General features: G+C 39.5%; 29 protein-coding genes and 1 tRNA gene. 2 read left to right on the forward strand and 28 right to left on the reverse strand.

Annotation, left to right across the window (positions count from 1 at the left end; all coding sequences use genetic code 11):
* From BMX34_RS02165 to BMX34_RS02295, 27 genes are all read right to left on the reverse strand, one after another.
* On the reverse strand, positions 1 to 216 hold a 216-nt coding region (locus BMX34_RS02165), incomplete at its 3' end, for a helix-turn-helix domain-containing protein (RefSeq protein WP_143440716.1).
* 136 nt (positions 217 to 352) lie between these two features.
* Positions 353 to 769, reverse strand: a complete 417-nt coding sequence (locus BMX34_RS02170; RefSeq protein ID WP_092570305.1) for a MarR family winged helix-turn-helix transcriptional regulator — start codon at positions 767 to 769, stop codon at positions 353 to 355.
* A gap of 15 nt (positions 770 to 784) precedes the next feature.
* Complete coding sequence (gene coaD, locus BMX34_RS02175; RefSeq protein ID WP_092570307.1) at positions 785 to 1,297, reverse strand: pantetheine-phosphate adenylyltransferase; 513 nt, start codon at positions 1,295 to 1,297, stop codon at positions 785 to 787.
* Positions 1,290 to 1,859 (reverse strand): 16S rRNA (guanine(966)-N(2))-methyltransferase RsmD, encoded by a 570-nt coding sequence (gene rsmD / locus BMX34_RS02180; protein WP_092570310.1) that lies wholly within the window; start codon positions 1,857 to 1,859, stop codon positions 1,290 to 1,292. The genes coaD and rsmD overlap by 8 nt, the downstream gene beginning before the upstream one ends.
* A 9-nt stretch (positions 1,860 to 1,868) precedes the next feature.
* A complete protein-coding gene (locus BMX34_RS02185) occupies positions 1,869 to 2,198 on the reverse strand; it encodes a YlbG family protein (protein ID WP_092570312.1) in 330 nt (109 codons plus the stop codon).
* An 8-nt stretch (positions 2,199 to 2,206) separates the two neighbouring features.
* On the reverse strand, positions 2,207 to 3,454 hold the full coding sequence (locus BMX34_RS02190) for an FtsW/RodA/SpoVE family cell cycle protein (protein ID WP_092570315.1): 1,248 nt from the start codon (positions 3,452 to 3,454) through the stop codon (positions 2,207 to 2,209).
* A gap of 234 nt (positions 3,455 to 3,688) precedes the next feature.
* Positions 3,689 to 4,288, reverse strand: a complete 600-nt coding sequence (locus BMX34_RS02195) for a superoxide dismutase (RefSeq protein WP_092570317.1) — start codon at positions 4,286 to 4,288, stop codon at positions 3,689 to 3,691.
* Between the two features lie 81 nt (positions 4,289 to 4,369).
* Positions 4,370 to 6,199 carry a translational GTPase TypA gene (gene typA, locus BMX34_RS02200; protein WP_092570319.1) on the reverse strand — a complete coding sequence of 610 codons (1,830 nt, stop codon included), beginning with the start codon at positions 6,197 to 6,199 and terminating at the stop codon, positions 4,370 to 4,372.
* A gap of 11 nt (positions 6,200 to 6,210) precedes the next feature.
* A complete protein-coding gene (locus BMX34_RS02205) occupies positions 6,211 to 6,990 on the reverse strand; it encodes an inositol monophosphatase family protein (protein WP_092570321.1) in 780 nt (259 codons plus the stop codon).
* An 8-nt stretch (positions 6,991 to 6,998) separates the two neighbouring features.
* Positions 6,999 to 7,274, reverse strand: coding sequence for a UPF0223 family protein (locus tag BMX34_RS02210; protein ID WP_092570323.1), 276 nt, complete (start codon positions 7,272 to 7,274; stop codon positions 6,999 to 7,001).
* A 387-nt stretch (positions 7,275 to 7,661) separates the two neighbouring features.
* Positions 7,662 to 8,192 (reverse strand): serine O-acetyltransferase EpsC, encoded by a 531-nt coding sequence (gene epsC / locus BMX34_RS02215; protein WP_092570325.1) that lies wholly within the window; start codon positions 8,190 to 8,192, stop codon positions 7,662 to 7,664.
* Positions 8,179 to 9,093, reverse strand: a complete 915-nt coding sequence (gene cysK / locus BMX34_RS02220) for a cysteine synthase A (protein ID WP_092570327.1) — start codon at positions 9,091 to 9,093, stop codon at positions 8,179 to 8,181. The genes epsC and cysK overlap by 14 nt, the downstream gene beginning before the upstream one ends.
* A gap of 123 nt (positions 9,094 to 9,216) precedes the next feature.
* A complete protein-coding gene (gene atpC / locus BMX34_RS02225; protein WP_092570329.1) occupies positions 9,217 to 9,657 on the reverse strand; it encodes an ATP synthase F1 subunit epsilon in 441 nt (146 codons plus the stop codon).
* Positions 9,657 to 11,108: a F0F1 ATP synthase subunit beta gene (atpD, locus tag BMX34_RS02230; RefSeq protein ID WP_092570331.1), complete on the reverse strand. Its 1,452-nt coding sequence runs from the start codon at positions 11,106 to 11,108 to the stop codon at positions 9,657 to 9,659. The genes atpC and atpD overlap by 1 nt, the downstream gene beginning before the upstream one ends.
* An 18-nt stretch (positions 11,109 to 11,126) precedes the next feature.
* Positions 11,127 to 12,041, reverse strand: coding sequence for an ATP synthase F1 subunit gamma (gene atpG / locus BMX34_RS02235; RefSeq protein WP_092570333.1), 915 nt, complete (start codon positions 12,039 to 12,041; stop codon positions 11,127 to 11,129).
* 11 nt (positions 12,042 to 12,052) lie between these two features.
* Entirely contained in the window at positions 12,053 to 13,564 is a 1,512-nt protein-coding gene (atpA, locus tag BMX34_RS02240; protein ID WP_092570335.1) for a F0F1 ATP synthase subunit alpha, read from the reverse strand.
* A gap of 11 nt (positions 13,565 to 13,575) precedes the next feature.
* Entirely contained in the window at positions 13,576 to 13,878 is a 303-nt protein-coding gene (locus tag BMX34_RS02245) for a F0F1 ATP synthase subunit delta (protein ID WP_092570338.1), read from the reverse strand.
* On the reverse strand, positions 13,875 to 14,378 hold the full coding sequence (gene atpF / locus BMX34_RS02250; protein WP_092570341.1) for a F0F1 ATP synthase subunit B: 504 nt from the start codon (positions 14,376 to 14,378) through the stop codon (positions 13,875 to 13,877). The genes BMX34_RS02245 and atpF overlap by 4 nt, the downstream gene beginning before the upstream one ends.
* 27 nt (positions 14,379 to 14,405) lie before the next feature.
* Positions 14,406 to 14,618 (reverse strand): F0F1 ATP synthase subunit C, encoded by a 213-nt coding sequence (atpE, locus tag BMX34_RS02255; protein ID WP_092570343.1) that lies wholly within the window; start codon positions 14,616 to 14,618, stop codon positions 14,406 to 14,408.
* Between the two features lie 20 nt (positions 14,619 to 14,638).
* On the reverse strand, positions 14,639 to 15,388 hold the full coding sequence (gene atpB / locus BMX34_RS02260) for a F0F1 ATP synthase subunit A (RefSeq protein ID WP_092570345.1): 750 nt from the start codon (positions 15,386 to 15,388) through the stop codon (positions 14,639 to 14,641).
* Positions 15,389 to 15,906: 518 nt separating this feature from the next.
* A complete protein-coding gene (gene lpdA / locus BMX34_RS02265) occupies positions 15,907 to 17,316 on the reverse strand; it encodes a dihydrolipoyl dehydrogenase (protein WP_092570347.1) in 1,410 nt (469 codons plus the stop codon).
* 12 nt (positions 17,317 to 17,328) lie between these two features.
* Entirely contained in the window at positions 17,329 to 18,960 is a 1,632-nt protein-coding gene (locus BMX34_RS02270) for a 2-oxo acid dehydrogenase subunit E2 (RefSeq protein WP_092570349.1), read from the reverse strand.
* Positions 18,961 to 19,002: 42 nt separating this feature from the next.
* Complete coding sequence (locus tag BMX34_RS02275; protein ID WP_092570351.1) at positions 19,003 to 19,980, reverse strand: alpha-ketoacid dehydrogenase subunit beta; 978 nt, start codon at positions 19,978 to 19,980, stop codon at positions 19,003 to 19,005.
* Position 19,981: 1 nt separating this feature from the next.
* On the reverse strand, positions 19,982 to 21,082 hold the full coding sequence (gene pdhA, locus BMX34_RS02280; protein ID WP_092570353.1) for a pyruvate dehydrogenase (acetyl-transferring) E1 component subunit alpha: 1,101 nt from the start codon (positions 21,080 to 21,082) through the stop codon (positions 19,982 to 19,984).
* A 311-nt stretch (positions 21,083 to 21,393) separates the two neighbouring features.
* Positions 21,394 to 21,621 (reverse strand): acyl carrier protein, encoded by a 228-nt coding sequence (locus BMX34_RS02285; protein WP_092570355.1) that lies wholly within the window; start codon positions 21,619 to 21,621, stop codon positions 21,394 to 21,396.
* A 77-nt stretch (positions 21,622 to 21,698) separates the two neighbouring features.
* Positions 21,699 to 22,469, reverse strand: coding sequence for an ABC transporter permease (locus BMX34_RS02290; protein WP_200793402.1), 771 nt, complete (start codon positions 22,467 to 22,469; stop codon positions 21,699 to 21,701).
* On the reverse strand, positions 22,459 to 23,136 hold the full coding sequence (locus BMX34_RS02295; protein WP_092570359.1) for an ABC transporter ATP-binding protein: 678 nt from the start codon (positions 23,134 to 23,136) through the stop codon (positions 22,459 to 22,461). The genes BMX34_RS02290 and BMX34_RS02295 overlap by 11 nt, the downstream gene beginning before the upstream one ends.
* Before the next feature lie 330 nt (positions 23,137 to 23,466).
* Here BMX34_RS02295 and BMX34_RS02300 point away from each other — a divergent pair.
* A tRNA-Arg gene (locus BMX34_RS02300) sits at positions 23,467 to 23,540 on the forward strand.
* A gap of 253 nt (positions 23,541 to 23,793) precedes the next feature.
* On the opposite strand, the gene BMX34_RS02305 is transcribed toward BMX34_RS02300, so the two are convergent.
* On the reverse strand, positions 23,794 to 24,672 hold the full coding sequence (locus BMX34_RS02305; protein ID WP_234971661.1) for an MBL fold metallo-hydrolase: 879 nt from the start codon (positions 24,670 to 24,672) through the stop codon (positions 23,794 to 23,796).
* Positions 24,673 to 24,812: 140 nt separating this feature from the next.
* Between BMX34_RS02305 and BMX34_RS02310 the strand changes: the two genes are divergently transcribed.
* Positions 24,813 to 25,886 (forward strand): M42 family metallopeptidase, encoded by a 1,074-nt coding sequence (locus BMX34_RS02310; protein ID WP_092570363.1) that lies wholly within the window; start codon positions 24,813 to 24,815, stop codon positions 25,884 to 25,886.
* The last annotated feature ends 8 nt before the right edge of the window (positions 25,887 to 25,894 follow it).

The following is a 25,894-nucleotide window of genomic DNA, read 5'->3' on the forward strand; positions in this document are numbered from 1 at the left end:
ATAGGTATAAACCTTCCCATGTTGCTTTTGTTGACGGACTTGTTCCACCGTACCCCGTTTGATTTCGTTATGAATTGTTTGGGGCGCCCGTCCCAGTATTCGCGCAATGGCTCGGTTAGAATAGCCTTGTTTTTTCAACAATTCAATTTGGCCCCGTTCTTTGAACGATAAGTGTTTTGATTTGCGGTCAGATGTGGTAAAGTGAGTTTGCGTCATGTAAATTCATCCTTCTTATATTTTTGTGTCGTGACTTAAATATAACATGAATTTACATGGCTTTTATTATTTTTTAGCGGTGGCTAAGTTGATTATAAAATCCGCCTCTCTTTCTGCATAATAAATATGGTAACTTCTATTTAATGCGTTTCAACAGACTAATTAACGTCTTCATTTCACTTTCTTCTAAATCTTCAAAAGCTTCTTCAATCCGATCAGCATGACACGGGAAAGATTTTGCGATGAGTTCTCGCCCTTTCTCAGTCAAATGAACAATACAGACCCGCCGATCTTGACAAGAACTCTCGCGATAGACCAAATCTTTCAAACACAGTTGATCGATTATATAAGTCGTTGATGAGTTGGCAATCAGAATCTTTTCGGTAATTAATTGAACCGTAGAAGGCCCCTTATGATAGAGTACCTCGAGCACGGCAAATTCATTAATATTTAAGCCATATTGTTTAGCATCGTTTTTTGCCAGTTTAAGTAATCGGTCTGATGTGCGCCGAATTCCAATAAACGATTTTAAGGCAGCTTCTTTATGAGACATTCCGCCTTCACTCCTTTACTTGCTCTGTTGTAGAGCTAATTCTTTCTTACGAATCTGCATGGCCTGATTCACATTCTCTGGAACCATATCGGTGATATCTCCATCGAAATAGGCAATTTCTTTAATCAAGCTAGAACTTAAATAGCGATATTGATCTGACGCGAATAGAACCACCGTATCCAAGTTCGCGCATTGTTTTTTGTTAGCTGAAGCAATTCCGTATTCATATTCAAAATCGGTGGAATTACGAATTCCGCGAACCAAAGCCGATGCGCCGACCCGATGATAATAATTAGCAATCAGTCCATTTCTTAAGGTGTCAACACGAACATTCGAAATTTGATCCACGGCTTGCTGAGTTAAAAGTACCCGTTCCTCAGCAGTGAACCAGGTTTTCTTACTTGTGTTGATGGCAATCAAGACAATCAATTCATCAAAAATCTTGCTAGCTCGCCGAATAATATCAATGTGTCCATGGGTCAGCGGGTCAAAACTTCCAGCATAAATCCCAATTTTTTTCTTAGTCATGATTGCTTTCACCTTTCTGATATATTCTAATGTAACTTTCACCGTAAATCTTCTCTTTTAATAAAGAAAAAGCACCAATCCCTTCTCTCAAAGTAGTGTCTTTTCCCGTTTCAACCACGATTAAACTGCCCACTTTAACACAATCCATCTCTTCAAAAAAGCTAACATCTTTCTCAATAGCCGCTTGCTTATAAGGTGGATCTAGAAAAATCAAATCGAATTGGCTTGGCTGCTCACTAAGATAGACCTTCAAACGATGATAATGGTCGCCAGCCAAAATAGTAAAGCGATCAGCTTCTTTGGTTACTGACACATTGGCTTTAATCGTCTCAATCGCTGGTCGATAATTATCACAAATTACAGCAAGGTCCATCCCTCGTGAAATCGCTTCGATGGCCAAGGCTCCCGATCCGCCATAAAAATCGAGGACGTTGCCTCCACTAAAGTTCATCCCTAACATATTAAAGATAGATTCTTTAACTTTATCTGTCGTCGGTCGAGTATGATTACCGGGAACAGCTTTTAAATGACGACTCCCATATTTTCCAGAAATAATTCGCATGCTCTTCTCCTAATCTTGAGCCTGATTTTCACGAATTTGCTCGGCAATTTGTAAGAAGAATTCACCGTTCTCGTGATTGCTATCATCCTGATCTTCCTGGTCAAAGACATCCGCGAAGGTCATATCAATATCGTCCTGATAAGAAAGTTCAACATTTCTTACAAAATGTAATTGCTCCAACTGTTTGATGGTTTTATCGGTTTGATCTTGGTCAACATACATCACAGCATACTTTAATCGTTGACTGATATAGTGAACAAAGCCATAACGTTTTAATACATTGCTATGTTTCAATGTGTACAACCAAACAATGAGACCCTGCCGCTTAATTAATTCCATCTTATCACCTACTTATTTTGAATTGCCTGTTCTTTATTATCTATATATATCATCTTTAATATCAAGAAAACACCAACCATACTTATAATGATACTTGAACCGCCCGAACTTATAAAGGGTAAGGTTACACCTGTTAGCGGAATAATGCCTAGCACACCACCAATATTGGTAGCTGTTTGAATCACTAAAACCAAAGCAAGACCAGTAATAACTTTAGAACGATAGGGATCAACCATCAAGGCCGCTTTACGGAAGAGTCGCATAAAGAACATTAAGAATATCATTAATAAAATGATTCCGCCAATGAAACCCAGTTCTTCGATAATATTAACCAAGATAAAATCATTATTAATCGCTGGAATTTGGCCATATTTCATAGTGCCTTGGCCTAAACCTTGACCTAACCAACTGCCTTTGCTCATTGCTGTATAACCATTGACTAATTGGTAGCCCACCCCACTTGGATCAGCGAAAGGATTCACAAAAATTCCCAATCTTTCAAGAAAATGAGTACCTGATTGGATTAAATAAGTTGAAAAATAAGACGAAAACGCATAAAAGACCCCAAATAAGACGATACAGGCCACATAAGCAATTAAATTCCGACCTTGTTTCTCTTTCTGAATCAACCAAAAAAAACCAAGCGATAAGGCAATAATCAATAACATTCCCAAGTCAGGTTGTAAGAAAATCAGCGCTAATGTGATGATCAAAGAGACGACGAGTAGATTAGGAATGGGAAACTTGCGAAAAGCTTCTTGAGTTAAGCGGACTTCTCGACTTGTATATTCCGATAACCAAGCAATCGATAACATAGCGAAGACTTTGGTTAATTCAGAAGGTTGAAAAGAAAATCCAAAAAGAAAAATCCAACTCTTAGCTCCGAAAGCTTCTTGACCAAAAAAACGAGTATAAAGCAATAATAAAATAATGACTGTCATCGCAAGCAATAAGATCACTGGATTGCGATAATAACGACTCGGCGTGACAAAAGCAATGACGCCTAACAATAAACCTGCCATGACTGCGGCTATTTGCCGCCATAAAGCTGAAAATGGGTCAGCCGGTCCCCCATTTATCGGTAAAAACATGGTAGATGAGAAAACCATGACCAAACCAAAAATAATTAAAGTTGCCATAAAGAAGAAAATTGGCCAATCAAAATTGGTCTTAAACTGTGACCAATATCCCGTAAATCGATCATGTTTTCGTACAGGAGAATGTTCGGTTTCGTCATAAAAATGATTTGACGTCATTCACTGTTCTCCCCTTTCAATTTTATCCGTCTCATTATAGCAAACAATTTCTCTCGCCTCAACGACCTCTGACTAATTCCTTTGTCATTCAAGCTTTCTGCTTAAATCCCTCAGCCAACCATTACAATAAACCAAAAAAAGACCTAAGTACAGGCACTTAGGTCTTAAAAATAAGCTTATAAAACGAGTTGTCTTAAATATTTTCAAGTGAATGATGAATACGAAGACAAGGCATTATGCTAAACGTGAAGCAACTTTATCCCAATCAACAACATCCCAGAAAGCTTTTAAATATTCAGGACGACGGTTTTGATATTTTAAGTAATAAGCATGTTCCCACACGTCTACACCTAATAGCGGAGTTTTTCCTTCACTGATTGGGTTGTCTTGATTTGGAGTTGAAACTACTTCTAAAGTTCCTTGATTATCAACTAACCAAGCCCAACCAGAACCGAATTGACCTTTGCCTGCGGCTTCAAACTTTTCTTTGAAAGCGTCCACCGAACCAAAGGCATCGACTAATTTATCTTCAAGTTCTTTTGGCATTTCTTTTTGTGAACTTGGAGATACTAAGGTTTCCCAGAAGAAACTATGATTTAAGTGACCGCCACCATTATTTCTGACTGCAGTTTGAATGTCTTCTGGAACTTGATCAAGATGAGCAACTAAATCTTCGATACTCTTATCAGCAAATTCAGTACCTTCAACTGCTTTATTAAGATTCTCAACATAAGTGTTGTGATGTTTGTCGTGGTGCAATTTCATTGTTTCTGCATCAATGACAGGTTCTAAAGCATCGTAAGCATAGGGTAAATCTGGTAATTTGAAAGTCATTCTAATTCCTCCTGTATCTTTTGGCTTGTTAACCTAAGTATAGCATCGACCGACCATCAACCAAAAGAAAATGCTCAAGACTTATTTGGCTTTTTTATTCGATTTCTCCCGGGCTCCCTTATCTAGGATAATTTTTCTCAGACGAATGGATTCTGGGGTAATTTCACAATACTCATCATCATCCATAAATTCAATGGATTCTTCAAGGGTTAAGATTCTCGGTTGCTTAATGACAGCAGTTTGATCTTTGGTCGCTGAACGAACGTTCGTCAACTGTTTGGCTTTAGTAATATTGACTGTTAAATCATTCTCACGACTGTGTTCCCCCACAATCATACCACTATATACTTCAGTACCAGGTTCAACAAAGATAGTTCCTCGATCTTCCAAGTTCATAATGGAATAAGTCGTGGCTTGGCCTTGATCAATTGACACCAAGGCCCCGGAACGCCGGCGACCAATATTACCTGGAACCACTGGACGGTATTCATCAAATGTATGATTCATAATACCGTATCCACGGGTGATAGACATGAACTCCGTCGAGAAGCCAATTAAGCCCCGGGCAGGTACTAAGAAGATAATCCGAACTTGACCCGTTCCCGTATTAATCATATCTGCCATCTCGGCTTTTCGTTGGCCTAGGGCTTCAATAACAGACCCCATATATTCTTCTGGTGTGTCAATTTGAACACTTTCGAACGGTTCATGTTGAACGCCATCGATTTCACGAATAATTACCTTTGGCCGTGACACTTGAAATTCATAGCCTTGTCGACGCATATTCTCAATGAGAATCGATAGATGTAATTCACCCCGTCCAGAAACGATAAAGGCATCGGGTGAATCCGTCGGTTCAACTCGTAAGGATACATCTGTATGAAGTTCTTTCATCAGACGATCTTCCAAATTGCGAGCAGTCACAAATTTTCCTTCGCGGCCGGCAAATGGAGAATTATTAGTTAAGAAAGTCATTTGTAAAGTTGGTTCGTCAATATGGAGAATAGGTAGCGGTTCAGGATGACTTTGAGCTGTCACGGTCTCACCAACATAGATATCTTCCATACCGGAAACAGCGATGAGGTCACCCGCACTCGCTTCTTGAATTTCTACCCGATCTAAGCCAAAGAAACCAAATAATTTGGTAACTCGGAAATTCTTCTTGCTACCATCTAACTTAATCAAGGTCACCGCATCACCTACTCGGACTTTCCCCCGGAAGATCCGACCAATCCCAATTCGACCCACGTAATCATTATAGTCTAACAGGGAAACTTGGAACTGCAGCGGTTCTTCTGAATTATCAACGGGGGCCGGAACATATTTTAGAACAGTATCAAAAATAGCATCCATACTTGCTTCTTGATCAGCTGGGTCATCAGATAAACTTGAGGTTCCATTAAGAGCAGAAGCATATACGACTGGAAATTCAATTTGTTCATCATCTGCTCCGAGCTCAATAAATAAATTAAGAACTTCGTCAACAACTTCTTGAGGACGAGCAGAAGGCTTATCAATTTTATTTACCACAACTACCGGGGTTACCCCAGCTTCTAAGGCTTTCATCAGTACGAAACGAGTTTGAGGCATGGTTCCTTCATAAGCATCTACCACTAAGAGCACCCCATCAACCATCTTCATAATCCGTTCTACTTCTCCACCGAAATCCGCGTGCCCAGGAGTATCTAAGATGTTAATTCGATGCCCTTTGTATTGAACGGCTGTATTTTTAGCCAAAATGGTAATACCGCGCTCTTTTTCAATATCATTATTATCCATCACGCGGTCGCCAAGTTCAGTACGGGCGTCCAAGGTGTCAGACTGCTTGAGTAATTCATTGACCAAGGAAGTCTTACCATGGTCAACGTGAGCAATAATGGCAATATTTCGAATAGTTTCTCTTGTTTTCATATTTATTTCTCCTATTTATTCGTTGATTCAACCATCGACATGATTTCTCGATGGATTAGGGGCGGTGCAAAGATTATTGTAGAGGCTTGAAGGATGTCGGGAGGCAATCCATCTAAAGTTGTCACTTTAAAACCAAGAGCTTGACAGATTGCATAACCAGCCGCAAAATCCCAGGGTTGTAAACCGACCGATAGATAGGCACCCAATTCCCCTTTAAGGACACCAATGATTTCAAAAGACGCTGAACCATAATAACGAATCCCTAAGGATTTACGATAAATATGGAAGAAAGCATCTTCATGATCCATAAAGTGAAAAGGATTCCCAGCAATCAAACAATCTTCAAGTTGATTTACTGGCAAAGGCTCCAGCGGAACATCATTAAGATAAGCTCCTTCACCCACAAGGCCATAATAATAATTATCTTGAATCACATCATAAATATAGCCCGCCAGAGGTTGACCATCCTGATAAATGCCTAACATAATTGCAAATTTATCTTTTTGTTTAATAAAATTCATCGTTCCATCAATTGGATCCAGTAGCCAAAGATACCCTTGTGTACTTTGTAAGTGTTTGCCTGTCTCTTCTTCACCAATCATTCGATGACTTGGATAGTAGGTCTGCATCTTATCACGGAAGAAGCGTTCAACTAATCGATCCATTTCAGTAACCAAATCACGAGGACTCTTCTTCTCTTCAATATGTAATGATTCGTTGAGGGATTCAAGTAAGAGTTGGCCAGCTTGTTTCATCCAAACCCCTATCCGTTGATGTAATAAAAAATCCATTCTTCCCCCTAGTTCATCTTCAATACAGTTGCCTGATCAAGGCTTCTTCGTTTCTTAACTAATTGATAGATTGAATAGCCACTAACCTCATTAAATTGGCGGTCAATTTGTTTCTCACCAGCAATACTATCTACAACCTCTTTAAAGGCCTGATAATGCTGGTCAAATTCTTGACATGAAATTTGAGATTCATAGGCCTTCTCGACCACATTTAAGAACGATACGACCTTGATAATTTCATCAGTGGTCCAATCTGGATCAATCGGATATTGATAAGTCTGCATCCCTTGCCTCCTTTATACCAGTCAACTAATATAATAGCTTATTTAAAAAAGAATGTAAAAGTCTTGACAAATGTAAACGAATCCAAATAACAAAAAATATGATTGAGTCTTCCCATCATCGACCAATCATTCATCAAGCAAAATAAACTGAACATTTACCCAATAATAATTACTTGAAGAAACAAGTAATATTCTTGAAAATATATCAGAGATTGACTTAAATAGGACAAATATCAGTCAACGCCGAGATAAATTTCACATCTTATGGGTAAATATTCAGCTTTTGCTTGAAGTTAATTCTACATTTTATGAATTGAACGAATGACCTCTCACTAAACGAGCTTGGTCAAAGTTTGTCATAATGGGTTTGATCAGTATTGGCCTCACTTATTTATGACGGTGAATGACACGACCGGGTACCCCCACCACTGTTGAATAAGGCGGGACATCTTCCAAGACTACCGCTGCGGCACCAATTTTACTATGGTGGCCTATAGTAATATCACCAAGAAGAATCGCATGGGCCCCAATTTCAACATCATGTTCAATGGTTGGATGGCGCTTTTCACCGGCATGTCCATGAAGTCCGCCTAAGGTTACCCCATGATACATCTTAACACGGTCACCAACAATCGCGGTCTCACCAATCACAACACCCATACCATGGTCAATAAAGATATTATCGCCCAATTCAGCTCCTGGGTGAATTTCAATGCCTGTCTGATGTCGATTACGTTCTGAAAGCTTGCGGGCAAGAAAGTGACGTCCTTTCAAATAAGCGCGATGGGCTGGCTCATGATTTTTTATGGCTTTAAATCCTGGATATAATTGAACCACTTCACGGTAAGAAGGATTCGCCGGATCATTGGCCATAATATAATGAGCTAGTTCCTTCCATTTCTGCTTATTCGCCTTCATTTCCAAAAATACCTGAAGATAAGTAACGCTCACCAGTATCTGCGACAATCGTTACTACGTTCTTTCCTTTTCCTAATTCTTTAGCCATTTGAAGTGCCATAAAGATGTTAGCACCTGAAGAAATTCCAGCCAAGATGCCTTGTTCTTTAGCTGTTGCCACAGCAGTATTAATGGCATCCTCATTCGCAACCACTTTAACTTCATCGATGTGTTCTAAATTTAACACCTCAGGAACAAAGTTCGCTCCAATTCCTTGGATCTTATGGCCACCGGCTTTTCCTTGACTAATTAATGGAGAGTCCTTAGGTTCTAATGCCCAAACTAAAGTATCTGAATTATTAGCCTTAAGCACTTTACTGACTCCGGTAACGGTACCCCCTGTTCCGAAACCAGCAACGAATCCATCGACCTGATTCAAATCGGCTAGGATCTCTTTAGCGGTAGTTTCTTCATGAGATTGTGGGTTCAGCTGATTGGTAAATTGGCCAAAAATTAGACCTTGACGTTCATCTGCAATTTCTTGAGCTTTCTTAGCCGCAGTCGCCATTCCACCTTCCCCGGTAAGAACAATTTCAGCGCCATAAGCCGTCATTAATTTGCGACGTTCAATACTCATTGATTCAGGCATCACTAAGACCACTTTCAATCCTAAAGCAGCTCCAGCTGCTGCTAAGGCAATTCCAGTATTACCACTGGTTGGTTCAACAATCACGCCACCTTCTTGTATCGCATCAGTTTCTAACATGTTTTCAAGAATTGCACGAACCGGTCTATCTTTAACACTTCCGCTTGGGTTTCTGCTTTCTAATTTTACGTAGACATTGGCCATTTCTTCATCTAATCCGTTTAATTTAATGAGTGGAGTATTTCCAATCGCTTCAACAATATTGTTGTATAACATCGTATCCTGCTCCTTCTATTCATTATTTCTAATTCTACTTAATACGATAAGCTAATAAGTAACATTATAAGCAAAAAAATCCTTATTAGCCAATGAAACAAACTAGACTAATAAGGAAAATTTTTAGGGTTTTAACTTGCTGACTTCGAGCATGTTCAAAGCGCGTTTCAGACTGAGTTGAGCCCGCTTGTATGCTACCACATCTTTACGACTCAACGCTGCAGCTGCTGCAGCTTCAGCTTCTTGCTTCTCAATCAATACAGCTCCATCATCAATATCGCGCGCTCTGATGGCATAAGTGGCTACAATGGTACACACATTATCATGCATTTCTAGCACACCCCCGTTAACGGCGATATAATTTGGTAATTCCTTATCATCGGTCACCCGAATCACTTTAATCACCCCGATATCAACCGTTGTAACAATCGGCATGTGATTATAAAGTAAAGTCATACCAGAGTTTTGTGATTGGAGGGAAATACTTTTGACCCGGTGAGAATAAATTAACCCTTGGGGGGTAATAATTTCACAACGCATGAAGCGCTTCTTCGTCTCAGTCATCAGCTATCGCTCCCTTTATCCGTCATTGATTGGGCTTTAGCAATCACATCCTCAATCGGGCCGACATTTCGGAACGCTTCTTCAGGATAGTTATCGTACTTACCTTGTAGAATGCCTTCGAATCCATCAAGTGTTTGCGATACTTTCACAAAGGAACCAGGAATACCCGTAAAGGATTCTGCCACATGGAAGTTTTGTGATAAGAAAAGTTGTATCCGTCGAGCTCGTTTAACGATAATCTGTTCTTCATCACTCAATTCATTGACCCCGAGGATAGCAATAATATCTTGCAATTCTTTATAACGTTGCAAGGTCGCTTGAACTGAACGAGCGATACGATAATGACGCTCACCCACAATTTCTTCTGATAAGGCAATGGAAGTAGAGTCTAAAGGATTCACCGCGGGGTAAATTCCTTGCTCAGTTAATTTACGATCGAGGTTAGTCGTCGCATCCAAGTGGGTAAAGGTCGTTGCTGGAGCAGGGTCCGTATAGTCATCTGCTGGCACGTAGACGGCTTGAATCGAAGTAATAGATCCATCTAAAGTAGATGCAATCCGTTCTTGCATTGATCCCATCTCAGTCATTAGCGTCGGCTGATAACCCACTGCCGAAGGCATCCGTCCCAATAAGGCTGATACTTCAGAACCAGCTTGAGTGAAACGGAAGATATTGTCCACAAAGAGGAGGACATCTTGTTTCATGGTGTCACGGAAATATTCTGCCATTGTTAAGCCCGTTAGAACGGTACGCATCCGTGCGCCTGGCGGCTCATTCATCTGACCGAATACTAAAGCTGTATTCTTATCTACTCCAGATTCACGCATCTCATAGACTAAGTCATTCCCTTCACGTGTCCGCTCTCCGACACCAGTAAAGACAGAAATCCCGCCTAATTGTTCGGAGATATTATGTATCAGTTCTTGAATCAGTACAGTTTTACCGACACCCGCTCCCCCAAAGAGGCCAATCTTACCACCTTTTAAATAGGGTGCAAGTAAATCGATTACTTTAATACCGGTCTCAAGGATTTGATAATCATTAGTTAAATCCTCATAGGTAGGAGCAGTCCGGTAAATCGATTGTCTTTGAACAGGTTCTTCTAAATCTTCCAATCCATCAATTGTATCTCCTAATACGTTGAAGACCCGCCCCAAAGTTTTACGACCCACGGGAACCTCTATGGTTCGATCTAAATCAACCACAACCATCCCTCGAGCTAATCCTTCAGTAGCTTCCATGGCAATTGTTCGAACTAAGCCATCGCCCATATCTAACGCTACCTCTAATACAATAGAGTGAGCTTGGGCCATATTCTCTTCAGTTAATTCTTGATCATTTAAGTCTGGATAGACTACGAGGGCATTGTGAATATCGGGGAACCCCCCTTCAACCGGGAAATTCACATCGATTACCGGCCCCATAATTTGTTCGATATGTCCAATTCTCATTCTTTAGCCTTCTTTCACTTATTGCTGTGCTGCCGACCCATTAATAATATCTAAGATTTCATTGGTGATTCTTAATTGACGCTGTTGATTATATTGCTTCTTCAAATTAAAAATTAAATCCTCGGCATTCTGCGTTGCTTGGTTCATGGCTTGCATTCGACTCGCTTGCTCAGCAGTTTTGGCATCAATAATAGCACCATAAATTTGACTTTCAACGAATTTAACCAATAGCTCATCAAGAACTACTTCTGGATCCGGTTCAATAATATAATCAATATCTTCATCAGCACTATCCTCAGGAAATTCAATATTGCCTAAAGGAAGCAGAGTCTCTAAGCGTAATTGGGTCTGCATAATATTTTCAGAGTGATTATAAGCCACTTTCAAAGCGTCGTAAGTTTTATTATTATAACCCTCGATAGCTTCTTTAATCACTTTTTGAACTTCAGTAAAGGTTGGATAGTCGGAGATATTATGCGTTTTAAAAGTCATAGTGATGCCATTAGCTCTGCAATACTTGATAATCGGATCACCAATCCCTAGCACGACAATCTCAGAAAAATCCTCATGATGAGTCTTCAGATATTGATCGAATTTCTTAATCAAGGAAGAATTGTAATCTCCGGCTAAACCCTTGTCAGAACTAATCACCAAGTAAGCAGTCTTAACCACTGGTCTTTGAACTAACATATGGTGGTAATCAATTGGATCGAGTCCAATATTACTTTGAAGATCTGTATTTACGAAACGAGGGATATTACGTGAAATAATATAATAAACCAGCTTACGCACCATTAAACTGTATATATCATAATTCTTAGCCTCTTGAACCATCCGATTATATTTAGAAGTGGAGACTAGACGCATAGCATTGGTGATTTGTTTGGTTTTATTTATCGAATCAATTTGTTTTTTAATTTGAAATAATGACATGCAATCATCCTCTATCCTCGTTGACTTTCTACTTTAAACCATTCATTAAAATTGGATAATAATTGATTTAGGATTTCTGCATCCGGTAAATTACCATCGATTTCGATTTGTTTAACAAGGTCAGAATAATTAGTATCTAGATATTCATACAATTTTTCTTCATATAATTTGACTTGTTCACTTTTGAGCTCAACCATAAATTGATGGGTTAAGGCATAGATTAAAATCACTTGCTTGCCTACAGCGATTGGATGGTGGGCCGCTTGTTTTAGAATTTCGACGGTTTTCTCCCCATGGTTTAAAGCACGTTGAGTATCATCATCCAAATCAGAACCAAATTGACTGAAAGCGGCAAGTTCGCGGTAACTTGCTAAGTCAATCCGCAAGGTTCCTGCAACTTTCTTCATGGCTGGAACTTGGGCTGATCCTCCAACCCGAGAAACTGAGAGCCCTGCATTAATCGCAGGTAAGACCCGAGAGAAGAACAGATCGCTTTCCAAGAATATTTGACCATCTGTAATCGAAATAACATTGGTAGGAATATAAGCTGAAATGTCTCCAGCTAAGGTTTCAATAATCGGTAAAGCGGTTAGGGACCCTCCACCTAATTCATCACTTAATTGAGCAGATCGTTCTAATAAGCGAGAGTGTAAATAAAAAATATCCCCAGGATATGCTTCTCGACCTGGTGGACGTTTCAATAGTAAACTCATTTCACGATAAGCAGTCGCTTGTTTTGATAAATCATCATAAACAATTAATACGTCTCGGCCATTATACATAAATTCCTCAGCCATCGCTGTAGCTGCATAAGGTGCAAGATATAATAAAGAGGCTGCTTGTGAAGCGGAAGCCGACATCACAATGGTATAATCTAAAGCTTCATACCGACTTAATGTTGCCACAATATTTTTAACCGTTGAAGCTTTTTGGCCAATTGCCACATAAATACAGATAACGTCTTTTCCTTTTTGATTCAAAATGGTATCTACAGCTATGGTCGTCTTCCCAGTCTTACGGTCACCAATAATTAATTCCCGTTGACCCTTTCCAATCGGAACCAGAGCATCAACCGCTTTAATTCCTGTCTGCAAGGGGCGGTCGACTGATTTTCGTTCCATGATTCCAGGGGCTTCAGCTTCAACTGGCCGCGTCTTTTGGGTATGAATCGGACCCAAACCGTCAATTGGCTGACCTAGCGGATTGATGACTCTACCTAATAGTTCTTCACCCACCGGCACTTCCATCATTTTTTCGGTTTGATAGACAACATCACCTTCACCAAGATCGTCATAATTTCCAAACATAATAATTCCAACATGATCGGATTCTAAGTTTTGAACCATGCCGATTGTTCCGTTAGAAAATTCGACCATTTCTCCGTAACGCGCACGATTTAAGCCGGTCACATTCGAAATTCCATCCCCAACTGAGACGATCGTTCCTATGTTCTCAACTTCAGCCTCGACATCAAATTGGTCGATTTTATCTAAAATATTCTTTTCAAAAGATTTTATATCCATTTGTATGCCTCCTAGGATTGACTGGAGATTTCGTCAACCATCGAACTGATTTCCTTACTTTGTTTGATTTCGTCAACCATTTCATTAATAATTCGACGACCACTGTATTCAAACCCAATCGAATCAGATTTCACACTGACTCCACAAATTAAACGTGGGTCGATAATGGATACAATTTTATCGTAGTTTTTGTCTGTGTTTTTTGAAACAATTTGAATAATTTGTTGACGTTCTTCTTCTAAGAGCGGAACTGCAGAACGTATGGTCAGGACATCTTGATGTTGTTTAACTTTCTTCTTGATACTTGATCTCATTTGAACTCAGCATCCAATCTATTGATGAATTCATGGATATATTCGCGATGGTCAGCTTCTGTGATTTCACGTTGAAGAACCTTTTGGGCCATCATGACTGAAATATTAATCACACTTTCTTCCATTTCATGATGGAACTGACGCCGTTGACGATTCAAGTCGGCGTTGGTCTTTTCAATCAGTCCTTCTGCTTTAACATTTGCTTCTTCAATGACTTTATCCGCCATTTCTTGACCATGAGCCTTCGCATTCTTTACTAATTCTTGAGCTTGGCTAAGAGCTTTTTCAACTTCTACTTTAGAGTCTTGGATTTCTTTCTGACTATTTTCTTTTAATTGGTGAGCTTCATTGATATCTTTAGTAATTTGATCTTGACGTTCTTTCAAAATCTTATCAATCGGTAGCCACGCAAATTTATACACAATATAAATAACTAAAATAAATGAAATTAAAGTCATTAATATTGTCCCTATCGGGGTCGATCCCAATATAGCTGACATAATTAATTCACTCCATTTCTTATTTTATTATCTGAATACCAAAATAAATGCAATAACCACAGCCATGATTGGGATTGCTTCGATTAACCCTACCCCAAGGAACATAGTGGTTCTAATTTTGTTTTCCATTTCTGGTTGACGAGCCATTGATTCAATCGCTTTAGAGATAACCAAACCATTCCCAATGGCGGCTCCAAAGGCAGCAAGGGCAATTGCAATCGCAGCAGCTAATCCATTCATATTTCATTCTCCTTTGATTTCTATTGAATTTTATTCTTTTGTTTCTTACTGGTTGGTAACGGAATTTCTACTTTATGTGACAAATAAACTAATGACAGAGTGACAAAGATATAAGCCTGAATACAGCCAATAAATAACGAGAAAGCTTGCCAAATCATCTGCAAAGGAATGCCAACTAGCCAGGTCGCTAGACCAAATTTATTCCCAACAGAAGAAATCAGATTCAGTAAAACTTCACCCGCAAAGATATTCCCAAATAACCGCAAAGCTAGGGTAAAGATATTAATGACTTCTTCAACAATCTTGACTGGCATCAATACAATATTTGGCTTAAGGTAAGTGTTAACCCAGTACTTGCCAACCCCTTGAGCCCGCATCCCTAAGATATGGGAAATCAGGTTCATTATGACCGCCAATGAAAGAGCAACGACGGCATCTGCGGTTGGACTCTTCCAGTAGGATTGCTCATGAATATGGACGATAAAAGGTAGACCCAAGAAATTTGCCACTAACAAGAACAAAAATAAGGCCAAGGAAATAATAATGTAGGCATCCTGGTAGGACCCTTCAATCGTGTCATGAATAATCCCCTTTATAAAGTCAATTAATGACTCCAAAATCACCTGTGGTCGCGATGGTTTATCGACCGACAAATTACGAGTCATTAATATACATAGAATAAATACAATAACGACAGTAACGATTAAGGAGACAAGAACGTTGAAGCTCATATCAATACCAAACAAATTTATGATCTTTGTCTCTTCCACTTCGCTCTCCTCTTTCTATCTAAGATTTGGACCTGATTGCTCAAAGCCCACGCAGTCTATTCTACTCTTTCATCATTTATTGTCAAAAGTTTTTGAATTAATTTTAGACCTAACTTCATTATAGGGTTTAATAAGATTTATGTCCATTCTAGTTAATTTGTTAACAAGCATAACCCCTTATTCCCCGCAATGATTTATTGAACAGATGCAGGGACTGACAAATATATCTAGGCAATATCAGTATATATAATGAAGCTAAACACAAAAATAAACCGAATATTTACTTGGAGCAAGATCTCCTAATTGGAGCGGAGACCCTTAGAGAGGTTTCAAGCCATTCAACGTAGTTGTGAGGGGTAAACTCCCCAGCAAAATCGATGAATCTATGACTTAAACAAGTAAATATTCGGATTATTAATTTTTAGATAACATAAACTTATTCAAAGACTGACAAGTAAATTTGATACCAGCATCCAAACATAAACTAGTATTGAAATAACTTGATGCTTCCAGGTATCTTATAAATGAATTGGCATGTCTAAAGCAAGTTCAGCAGCATCCATCGTCACTTCAGCTAAAGATGGATGTGAATGAATGGTTAAAGCAATATCTTCAGCATTCATACCGGATTCAATGGCTAAGGTTAATTCAGCAATCACATCAGAAGCATTAGCTCCCGCAACTTGAGCTCCAACTAAGATATGATCTTCTTCCGTGCTAATTAAGCGAACAAAGCCATCTGTCGCATTTAATGACAGAGCTCGGCCATTGGCTCCGAATGGGAATTTAGCAGCTTTGACCTTCAAACCAGCTTCTTTAGCTGAAGCGAGCGTATGCCCTACTGAGGCTAATTCTGGATCAGTAAAGCAGACCGCTGGTAAGGCAATATAGTCTACCACACTGGCTTGATCTCCGGCGATAGCTGCTGCCGCCACTTTGGCTTCATAAGAAGCTTTGTGGGCTAAAGCGGGACCAGGAACCGCATCACCAATCGCAAAAATGTTCTTCACATTAGTCCGACCTTGTTGATCGACTTCAATTAGACCTCGAGCGCCAACTTTCACGCCAGCTTGTTCTAAGCCCATCTCGTCAGTATTAGGACGGCGGCCTACGGTTACCAAGCAGTAATCTGCTTCTACGGTATGAGTTTTCCCGCCAACTTCATAAGTCACACTCACCCGATCACCATTAATGACAGCTTCTTTAGCCATCGCGTTAGTAATAATGTCAACGCCCTTATTTTTAAATTCATTCTCAACTAATTTGACCATATCTTTCTCAAAGTTTGGAATAATCTGAGCAGAACCTTCTAATATTGTAATTTTTGTACCAAAATTAGCGAAAGCTCCTGCCAATTCAGAACCAATATAGCCACCACCGATAACTACCATTTCTTTAGGAATTTCAGTTAAGGCAAGGGCTCCGGTAGAATCAAGGACTCTATCTGAGAATTTGAAACCTGGAATCTCAATCGGTCTGGATCCTGTAGCGATAATGGCATGTTTAAAGGAGTAGGTTTCTGCAGCTTCTTCGTGGATTACGCGTAAGGTGTGGTCATCAACGAAGAATGCTTCTCCTTTAAGAATTTCGACCTTATTCTTCTTAAGAAGCATCGAAACGCCACCGGTTAATTTACCGACAACTTCTTGGTCTTTCCATTGTTGGGTCCGTTTGAAATCAACGGTAATATCTTGTGTATGAACTCCAAAGAAATCTCCGTGTTTAGCATTATGGTAGACATGCCCCGCATTGATTAACGCCTTAGAAGGAATACAACCGACATTTAAACAAGTTCCACCAATGGCATCGCGTTCAATAATGGCTACTTTTTGACCTAATTGGGACGCTCGAATCGCAGCTACATATCCCCCAGGTCCAGAACCAATCACTACTGTATCTAGTTCTACGGCAAAATCTCCAACTACCATTATTTATTCACCTTATCCTTCCATTAATAGCAATTCTGGGTCGGCTAAATATTTCTTAATCTCGTTCATGGCATTCTGAGCCGTCGCACCATCCATCACACGATGGTCAAAAGTTAAGGAAAGCTTAACAACACGACCAACCGCAAGTTCTCCATCTTCATTAACAATTGGTTGTTGGACGATCGAACCAAATCCTAAGATAAAGACTTCAGGATGGTTAATGATTGGCGTAAACCATTTACCGCCAGCTGAACCCAGATTAGAAATAGATACACTGCCATCGCGCATGTCAGCCGCTGCAAGTTTTCCTTCATGGGCTTTCTGAGCGAGTTCAGAGATTTCTTGAGCGATTTCGAAGATTGATTTACGATCTGCATCCTTAATGACCGGTACAAACAATCCAGCCTCAGTATCGGTTGCAATACCAATATTGAAGTAGTCTTTCATAATAAGCTCATTGCTAACTTCATCAAGACTGGCATTGATGATTGGGTATTTCTTAGCAGCCGCGATGAGAGCTTTCACGACATATGGTAAGAACGTTAATTTAATATCACGTTCAGCTGCCACAGTCTTAAATTTCTTGCGATGTTCCCATAGCTTGCTCACTTCAATTTCATCAAAGTGAGAGACTGATGGAATGGTCGTTGCCGAATTTACCATCGCTTTAGAAATAGCTTTACGCATTGGTGTCATTGGCACACGAGTCACGCGATCTTCATTTACTGCTGGTGAGTGTTTCTTGGCTGTTTCTTGAGCTTGACTTCCACTTTGTAAGTTTTCTTGATCAACCCGAGGTACCCGAGGAGCCACTTTTCCTTGAGCAGATTTCTTAGCTGAACCATAATTATTGATATCTTCTGCTGTTACCCGGCCACCTTTTCCAGTTGGTATTACGGTGCTAATATCAATGCCTTTCTCCCGAGCCAACTTACGAACGGAAGGCATGGCTAGAACATGACCAGCAGGTGTTGACTTGGCTGCAGCTGTTTCAGTAGCTTGTTCAACTGGCACTTCGGTTTGTTCTCCTACTGAGCTTTCGCTCGTGATCTGTTCTGCACTTCCTTCATAAGAATCTGATTCGAATTCAAACAGGCTGTCACCAACTTTCGCAACATCCCCTTCAGCGAAATTAATCTTTAGAATCGTTCCGGTAAATGGTGAAGGAATTTCTTCAACAGCTTTATCATTTTGAATTTCTAATAAAACCTGGTCTTCACTAACTTGATCCCCTTCATTCACTTTCCAAGCTGCAATTTCTCCTTCATGAATGCCTTCCCCCAATTCAGGCATTGCAAAAGCAAAGCGAGCAGAACCATTCCCTGCTTCAGCCACTGGAACTTTAGCTGGTGAGGCTGGTGTCGATTCAACTTGTTCTTCAACAGCATCAACTGATGTTTCTTCCCCTTCAACATCAATTTCTACCAAAACATCACCGACTACGGCCACAGTCCCTTCATTAACATGAATTTTCCGAATCACCCCTTCAACGGGTGAAGGAATTTCTTCGACGGCTTTATCATTTTGAATCTCAACTAGGATATCATCTTCCTTAATCGTGTCACCTTCTTGGACATGCCATGTTACAACTTCGCCTTCATGGATGCCTTCGCCAAGTTCTGGCAAGGTAAATTTATAAGCCATTAATTTTCATCCTTTCATATCTTTACGTGTCGAAATCCGGATCTAGAAATCTGTCGTTTCTTTAACTTTTTCAATAATATCTTGAGCGTTCGGCAACCAATCTTTTTCAGCCATACCAAATGGATAAATCGTATTTGGTGCAGACACAAAAGCAATTGGAGCTTTCAGAGATAGGACTGCGCGTTGGGAAATTTCAGAAATTACTTTTTCACCAACTCCGGCTTGTCGTTGAGCTTCTTGAACCATCACCACCCGACCTGTTTTCTCAGTGGTTTGAACTAAAGTCTCAATATCTAAAGGATAAACGGTTCGTAAATCAACCACCTCTGCTGAAATTCCTTCTTCTGCTAAGGTCTCAGCCGCCTTCTCAGCTTCTTGAACCATTGCACCGTAGGCAATAATTGAAACATCGGTTCCTTCACGTACAATATTAGCTTTGCCAAGCGGTACAGTATATTCTTCTTCAGGCACTTCGGCACGGAAAGAACGATAAAGTTTCATATGTTCTAAGAAAACTACCGGATCATTATCACGAATGGCTGAAATTAATAGTCCTTTAGCATCATATGGATTTGAAGGGATGACAACTTTAATGCCGGGTGATTGGGCAATTAAGCCTTCCAGTGAATCGGCGTGCATCTCTGGAGTGGCTACACCACCTCCAAATGGTGAGCGAATGGTCACCGGCATATTTCGTTTACCACCCATCCGATAACGTGTTCTTGCCATTTGACCCACAATAGAATCCAGTGTTTCGAAGACGAAACCGAAGAATTGAATTTCCATAATAGGACGGAAGCCTTCCAAAGCTAAGCCCATTGCCATACCACCAATTCCAGACTCAGCAAGTGGCGTATCGATCACTCGGTCTTCCCCATATTTATCAAATAATCCTTCAGTAGCACGGAATACTCCACCGTTCTTACCAACGTCTTCGCCAAAGATTAATGTCTTATCATCTTTAGCTAATTCAAGGTCTAAAGCCTGAGTGATAGCTTGTATCATGGTCATTTGAGTCATCTTAATTACGCTCCTTTGCTTCGAAATGTTCAATTTGTTCTTGGATAATGGTATCTGGCGTTTCAAACATATTTTTTAAGAAGTCAGAAACTTTTTGTTTTGGTGTAGCATCTGCTTCTTTAATGGCTTCTTTGGCCAACTCTTTAGTTTGATTTACAATGGCTTCTTCTTTTTCTTCAGACCAGAGACCTTTTTCAGTTAAATAAATGCGCATACGGTTTAGCGGGTCACGTTGACGCCATGTTTCTTGAACCCCTTCAGGTTGATAACGTTTTGGATCATCACCCGATAGAGAATGTGGACCGTAGCGATAGGTTAAGGTTTCAATTAGTACTGGACCGTTCCCCGCTGCTGCATAAGCACGTGCAGCTTTGGTCACTGCATAGATGGCTAAAGCATCCATCCCATCTACTTGAATGCCAGGAATTCCAGCAGCAACTGCTTTTTGTGCTAAAGTTGGCGCAGCTGTTTGACGTTCGCGTGGCGTTGAGATTGCCCAACCATTATTTTGAATCACAAAAATTACCGGAGATTTGAAAGCTCCCGCAAAGTTCATTCCTTCATAAGTATCTCCTTGAGAAGATCCACCGTCACCGGTATAGGTAATAACAACAGCGTCTTCTTTCTTCTTCTTAATTCCTAAACCAACTCCAGCAGCTTGAACAAACTGAGCACCGATAATAATTTGTGGAGGATAAGCATGAAAATCTTCAGGATACATTGAGCCAGCTACATGTCCTTTAGACCAAAGAAATGCATTCTTATAAGGCATCCCTTTTTTGACTAACTGAGGAATGTCGCGATAGCCTGGTAAGATACGGTCTTGAGGTTCCATAGCTGAAATTGTCGCCATTTGCGAAGCTTCTTGACCTTCGGTTGGACCAACAAATCCTAGACGACCTTGACGTGAGAAAGCTTTAGTACGATTGTACCATTCCCGCTCCCACACCATGTCTTCCATTAAAGTTACTAATTCTTCATCCGTTAAATCAGGCATCAGATCTTCATTAACAATTTTTCCTTCTTCGTTTAATACTTGGACAGTTTCAAAATCAAAGTTATTTGGATCTAACAATTGTTCGAATGTCTGCTTGTTTACCATAACTTATTCACTCCTTATCATTTTGCCAATTGAAACAGCTTGAAAATTCTGTATCATTATTATATATAATTTACCACGATTGATTCGCTTTGACAAGAAATAAACAGCGAGATAACAGGGTTTATATTGCTCAGTTATTAACTAATACATTAAAACTGTTTTGTTTTAAATATTTCTGCTGTTTTCTATATTTATAACTATGATAACAAAAAGGTTTGTTTGTAATAGTACAGACTTCTCCTGTTAAATCCAAGGTGAACATTACTGCACAAAGTCAAAAAAATAAGATGGCTAGCGCCATCTCATTTAAATTATTTGTTCAATTGTTGTTCAATATAGTGGACAAGATCTGCCACGGTGGCTAAATCTTCATCCGTATCAATTTCCACATTCAAAGAGTCTTCGATTTCACTAACAATTTGAAAGACATCTAAGCTATCTGCTTCTAAGTCTTTCTGGAAATTGGTATCCATTGTAATTTTATCCGCATCAACTTCTAATTGATCGACAATAATTTCTTTTATTTTATCAAAAATCATAGTATCCCTCCGCTTAAGCTATTCTTCCTTCATAGCTTATCTAAGCCGGTCTATGATGTCAAACATAAAGAATAAAATTAGCGAGTCATTTTAAGTTGTAAGCGCTTGGTAAAGAAAGAGCTATAGGTCAGGTAAGCGATAGTGTAAGCTCCAATAGCTGTTGAAGATAGCATCATAAACATAATCACAATTTGATATAAGATTGCTTTCGCTGGATCTACCCCCGCAAACATTAGACCGGCCATTAGGCCAGGTAAGGTTACCAAACCTGTGGTCTTAATACTGTCTAATGTTGGTTGCATGGTATCATTAATCACAATCTTAATAACTTCTTTTGAGGCTTGCTTAGCATTCGCTCCCAGAGCCAACATCTCATTAATTTGTTGTTGACGATCCTTAAAGATTTGACGCATATAATTAAAGACCATGCCACATTTCTGCATAGTAGTTCCGATGATCATCCCATTCACTGGAATAATTTGGGCAGGGGTAAATTCCAAAGTGCCAGACCCTACCATAACAGATAGAGCGATGAAAGAGGATAAACTGATAGCAATTAAAGAATAGATAAAGGAATTTTCTATCCCTTTGCCCCGTTTACCGGCATTCCAAGCTGCGTTGACAATCATCACCAATACCATAATTAGGGTCAGCCATACATTATTCACTCTAAAAATCCATTGCAAAATTAAACCGATGACAATCAGTTGGACAATCATTCGCACAACCGAGATAATAATATCTTTCTCTAATTTTAACTTTTCACGATAAGAAACAAACAGGGTTAATAAAACTAGAGCGAAACTCAATGCAACAGATAATGGTGTCGCCTGTAAATTATTGTTCACTATCTTTTTCCTCCTTATCAAGTTCTTTAGTCGCTGACAATTCAAGACGACGGTCGGCAAGATCTTGTTCACTTTCATGGTGACTTACCATGACCAGAGCAATATCTTTCTCTTGACGTAAATGAGATAAGCCTTGCCAAATTTTCTCCCGTGTATTTACATCTAAAGCACTGGTTACTTCGTCCAGCAACAATACTTTAGGTTCAAATAATAAATTACGGATTAAAGCTACTCGCTGCTTCTCTCCGCCTGATAATTCATGAATCGATTTATCTAAGTAAGAAGTTGGCAATTGCAACTTGTCTAGTAACTCTCGTGCTTTATCCTCATTAAATTCTTGATTACGGATATCATAAGGAAACGATAAATTATCGCGCACGCTCTCACCAAACAAATTTGGTGACTGAAAACAATATGAGACTTGTTTTCTTAATTCGATGGGGTCCATGTCATTAACTTTTTTGCCTTCAAAAGTGTATTGGCCAGAACAATTTAAATTAGGATCCAAGAGTTGGGCCAAAAACTTCAAAATAGTACTCTTTCCTGAACCTGAAGGTCCTGTAATGGCCACAAACTCGCCTGATTGTAATTCTAACGAGAAATCTTGAATAATATGTTTCTCTTTCGACTTTATATTTAATTGATTGACTTCGATTAACGCCGACAAAACGATCCCTCCATATCTTTAGTTTATAATCATTATAACATAGATTAGGTCGAAATATTTTTTCTTGCTTTAGAGATATGGGGAAGTTGATGAATTAATTGTAAAATATCAAAAATTTCTATGTTATAGTTTTCCTCCTTGAGCGTCCCCAGGAAAAAGATGATTGAATGATAGGCTCGGCCAGCATCAGAAGTTTTCTATATTTGTAACATATGTTTGACAACTCTAGAATTTTTTATGATACAGCTAGAAATTATCCTTGCTTCAACAGTAGATTCTGTGCTAATATATAAATATTGTCTGGTGAGTAATTATATTTATCAGTCTGTTGTTCCAGTAGCTCAGCTGGATAGAGCATTCGCCTTCTAAGCGAACGGTCGGGGGTTCGAATCCCTCCTGGAATATAAATAACTTTTATTACATATCAAAACACCCGATAAACCTTGATAATACAATGCTTTCATGAAAACTTGATTTAATTTGATATGGCGTAAAATTTTAACCCCCTACAGACAAATGTAAAGGACTAGCATAGGCTAGTCTATTTTTTTAACTTAAATTTTAGTAACTTCGATGCTCCAATCAATTTTAAAAAAGAAAAAAGTATCCGTGGCTTTGCCAGCAGATTCTTGTGCAAAAAATATATAAAAATTATTCCTACTCTTCCCCATCCCATGGCACTAGCGCTTCTTTCTCTCGCCGTTGTGAATAGCGCATGGTTTTGCCATCGGGTTCATACTGAATCACTGTATAGTAAGGATCGTGGTAGAAGAAGAAATAGTAGCCTTTTTCAAAGGCTTCGGTTAACCATTTCTCTTTTGCAGCAATGGTATCCATCGGATAATCGTCGATACCAGTGACATATAAAGGGTTATTATGCCAGTGCGTAATAAAATTATCAGAAACATGAATCATTTTTTCATCGTTCTGGCTCAGAATAATATTTGAGATACCATTTGAATGGCCACCCATGTGATGCATTTCTATATTTTCCATTATTTTAATCGAATCATTAAATAAGATGACTTGGTCTTCAATAGGTTGCCAATTATCTTTCAAATATGTCCCTTGGGTGCGTTTATTTGGCTCTGTCGCTTCCTTCCACTCGATATCATTGATATAAATCTTGGCATTAGGATAATTCTTAACAATATCTCCTGATTCTGTTTTACGACTTAAGCCACCGATATGGTCATTATGCATATGGGTCACTAGGATGATATCGATATTTTCTCCTGTAAGTCCCAATTTCTTTAGGCTATCTAAGGTAAAATTCTCCGAATAAATTTCTTCATTTCGAATTTGTTTAGCTGTCAATTTACTATTTCCATGACCCGCATCGACCAAGATGTTGTGGTCTTTGTATTGAATCAAGATTGGGTCTACGGTTTGAGAAACCCGGTTCTTCTCATCATAAGGCATCTTTCTCCCCCAAACCACGCGAGGCACGGGTCCAAAATATTTGCCCCCATCGATCAGTGTCTGGTTCCCTTCCAAAAAAGTTAAGGTCATATCGTGAAATTCAAACGTGTTCATGCTTATCCCCCATTATTATTTTTATCATTTATAGTATATGTGTAATGATTTTATTGCTCAAGTTCTTTGCTTAGAAAACGATTTGACAATTAGAATATTATGAGTATCATTAGATTAAAATGATAACAAGGAGTGAGGAGATGTCGGTCAAGCTAATTGAACAACTGTCCAATGCTTTCGGTGTTTCAGGTTTTGAAGATGAAGTTGCTAGCATTGCCCAGAATTATCTACAATCGATTGCTAAGGTGCAAGAAGATAAGATGGGAAATCTATATTTCTCAAAGGAGGAAGAAAAAAACAACTCGTCAAAAGTCAAGGTGTTGTTAGATGCCCATCTAGATGAAGTAGGTTTTATTGTCCAAGCCATTCAACCCAATGGCATGATTGAATTTCTTCCCGTCGGCGGCTGGGTCAGTCATAATGTCCCCGCTCATCCAGTCATCATTCGAACAGAAACCGGTCAAAAAATCTCCGGATTAACAGCTTCCATTCCACCCCATTTTCTATCGGCCAAAGAACGTCATCAAGTCTTGCAGATGGATGACATTTTGATTGATGTGGGCACATCTTCTAAAGAAGAAACACAGAAATTAGGCATCCAAATTGGTGATCCGATCGTTCCCGATGTTCAATTTAAATCAATGCGTGAGGGCAAACTATTCAGAGGTAAGGCATTCGATTGTCGGATTGGTTGCGCTTGCTTATTGGATACTTACAAAACATTTCTGGCTAAAAATGAATCCCATAAAGTTCAAGTAGAAGCCGTCTTGACCACACAGGAAGAAGTGGGTGCTCGTGGGGCCCAAGTCGTTGCCAATCAAATAGATGCAGATTTAGCGATTGTCTTCGAAGGCTGTCCTGCGGATGATACCTTTACTTCCGACTATAAAATCCAATCGGCCTTAAATAAGGGACCCATGCTCCGAGATTTTGATGTTTCGATGATTACCCACCCTGGCTTTCAAGGCTATGCTTTAAATTTAGCCCAGAAACATCAAATTCCTGTCCAACGTTCTGTCCGTAAAGGTGGAGGCACCAACGGGGAAGTCTATCATATCGCCAGCAAAGGAATCCCAACAATCGTCGTCGGCATTCCGGTCCGTTATGCCCACACTCATTATGGCTACGTCGCTTACCAAGACTATTTGGCCGCCAAGGAACTCGTCTTAACTCTCTTAGCAGAATTGACTCCAGAAATTTACCATGCAATATAGAAAGGAAC

The organism is Ignavigranum ruoffiae, assembly GCF_900110675.1.
Lineage (GTDB): Bacteria > Bacillota > Bacilli > Lactobacillales > Aerococcaceae > Ignavigranum > Ignavigranum ruoffiae.

What these genes read in the sequence shown, in the direction of transcription:
- BMX34_RS02170 (WP_092570305.1), bottom strand. Translation starts at nt 769, where the DNA reads ATGTCTCATAAAGAAGCTGCCTTAAAATCGTTTATTGGAATTCGGCGC.
- coaD (WP_092570307.1), bottom strand. Translation starts at nt 1,297, where the DNA reads ATGACTAAGAAAAAAATTGGGATTTATGCTGGAAGTTTTGACCCGCTG.
- rsmD (WP_092570310.1), bottom strand. Translation starts at nt 1,859, where the DNA reads ATGCGAATTATTTCTGGAAAATATGGGAGTCGTCATTTAAAAGCTGTT.
- BMX34_RS02185 (WP_092570312.1), bottom strand. Translation starts at nt 2,198, where the DNA reads ATGGAATTAATTAAGCGGCAGGGTCTCATTGTTTGGTTGTACACATTG.
- BMX34_RS02190 (WP_092570315.1), bottom strand. Translation starts at nt 3,454, where the DNA reads ATGACGTCAAATCATTTTTATGACGAAACCGAACATTCTCCTGTACGA.
- BMX34_RS02195 (WP_092570317.1), bottom strand. Translation starts at nt 4,288, where the DNA reads ATGACTTTCAAATTACCAGATTTACCCTATGCTTACGATGCTTTAGAA.
- typA (WP_092570319.1), bottom strand. Translation starts at nt 6,199, where the DNA reads ATGAAAACAAGAGAAACTATTCGAAATATTGCCATTATTGCTCACGTT.
- BMX34_RS02205 (WP_092570321.1), bottom strand. Translation starts at nt 6,990, where the DNA reads ATGGATTTTTTATTACATCAACGGATAGGGGTTTGGATGAAACAAGCT.
- BMX34_RS02210 (WP_092570323.1), bottom strand. Translation starts at nt 7,274, where the DNA reads ATGCAGACTTATCAATATCCGATTGATCCAGATTGGACCACTGATGAA.
- epsC (WP_092570325.1), bottom strand. Translation starts at nt 8,192, where the DNA reads ATGAAGGCGAATAAGCAGAAATGGAAGGAACTAGCTCATTATATTATG.
- cysK (WP_092570327.1), bottom strand. Translation starts at nt 9,093, where the DNA reads ATGTTATACAACAATATTGTTGAAGCGATTGGAAATACTCCACTCATT.
- atpC (WP_092570329.1), bottom strand. Translation starts at nt 9,657, where the DNA reads ATGACTGAGACGAAGAAGCGCTTCATGCGTTGTGAAATTATTACCCCC.
- atpD (WP_092570331.1), bottom strand. Translation starts at nt 11,108, where the DNA reads ATGAGAATTGGACATATCGAACAAATTATGGGGCCGGTAATCGATGTG.
- atpG (WP_092570333.1), bottom strand. Translation starts at nt 12,041, where the DNA reads ATGTCATTATTTCAAATTAAAAAACAAATTGATTCGATAAATAAAACC.
- atpA (WP_092570335.1), bottom strand. Translation starts at nt 13,564, where the DNA reads ATGGATATAAAATCTTTTGAAAAGAATATTTTAGATAAAATCGACCAA.
- BMX34_RS02245 (WP_092570338.1), bottom strand. Translation starts at nt 13,878, where the DNA reads ATGAGATCAAGTATCAAGAAGAAAGTTAAACAACATCAAGATGTCCTG.
- atpF (WP_092570341.1), bottom strand. Translation starts at nt 14,378, where the DNA reads ATGTCAGCTATATTGGGATCGACCCCGATAGGGACAATATTAATGACT.
- atpE (WP_092570343.1), bottom strand. Translation starts at nt 14,618, where the DNA reads ATGAATGGATTAGCTGCTGCGATTGCAATTGCCCTTGCTGCCTTTGGA.
- lpdA (WP_092570347.1), bottom strand. Translation starts at nt 17,316, where the DNA reads ATGGTAGTTGGAGATTTTGCCGTAGAACTAGATACAGTAGTGATTGGT.
- BMX34_RS02270 (WP_092570349.1), bottom strand. Translation starts at nt 18,960, where the DNA reads ATGGCTTATAAATTTACCTTGCCAGAACTTGGCGAAGGCATCCATGAA.
- BMX34_RS02275 (WP_092570351.1), bottom strand. Translation starts at nt 19,980, where the DNA reads ATGACTCAAATGACCATGATACAAGCTATCACTCAGGCTTTAGACCTT.
- pdhA (WP_092570353.1), bottom strand. Translation starts at nt 21,082, where the DNA reads ATGGTAAACAAGCAGACATTCGAACAATTGTTAGATCCAAATAACTTT.
- BMX34_RS02285 (WP_092570355.1), bottom strand. Translation starts at nt 21,621, where the DNA reads ATGATTTTTGATAAAATAAAAGAAATTATTGTCGATCAATTAGAAGTT.
- BMX34_RS02305 (WP_234971661.1), bottom strand. Translation starts at nt 24,672, where the DNA reads ATGAACACGTTTGAATTTCACGATATGACCTTAACTTTTTTGGAAGGG.
- BMX34_RS02310 (WP_092570363.1), top strand. Translation starts at nt 24,813, where the DNA reads ATGTCGGTCAAGCTAATTGAACAACTGTCCAATGCTTTCGGTGTTTCA.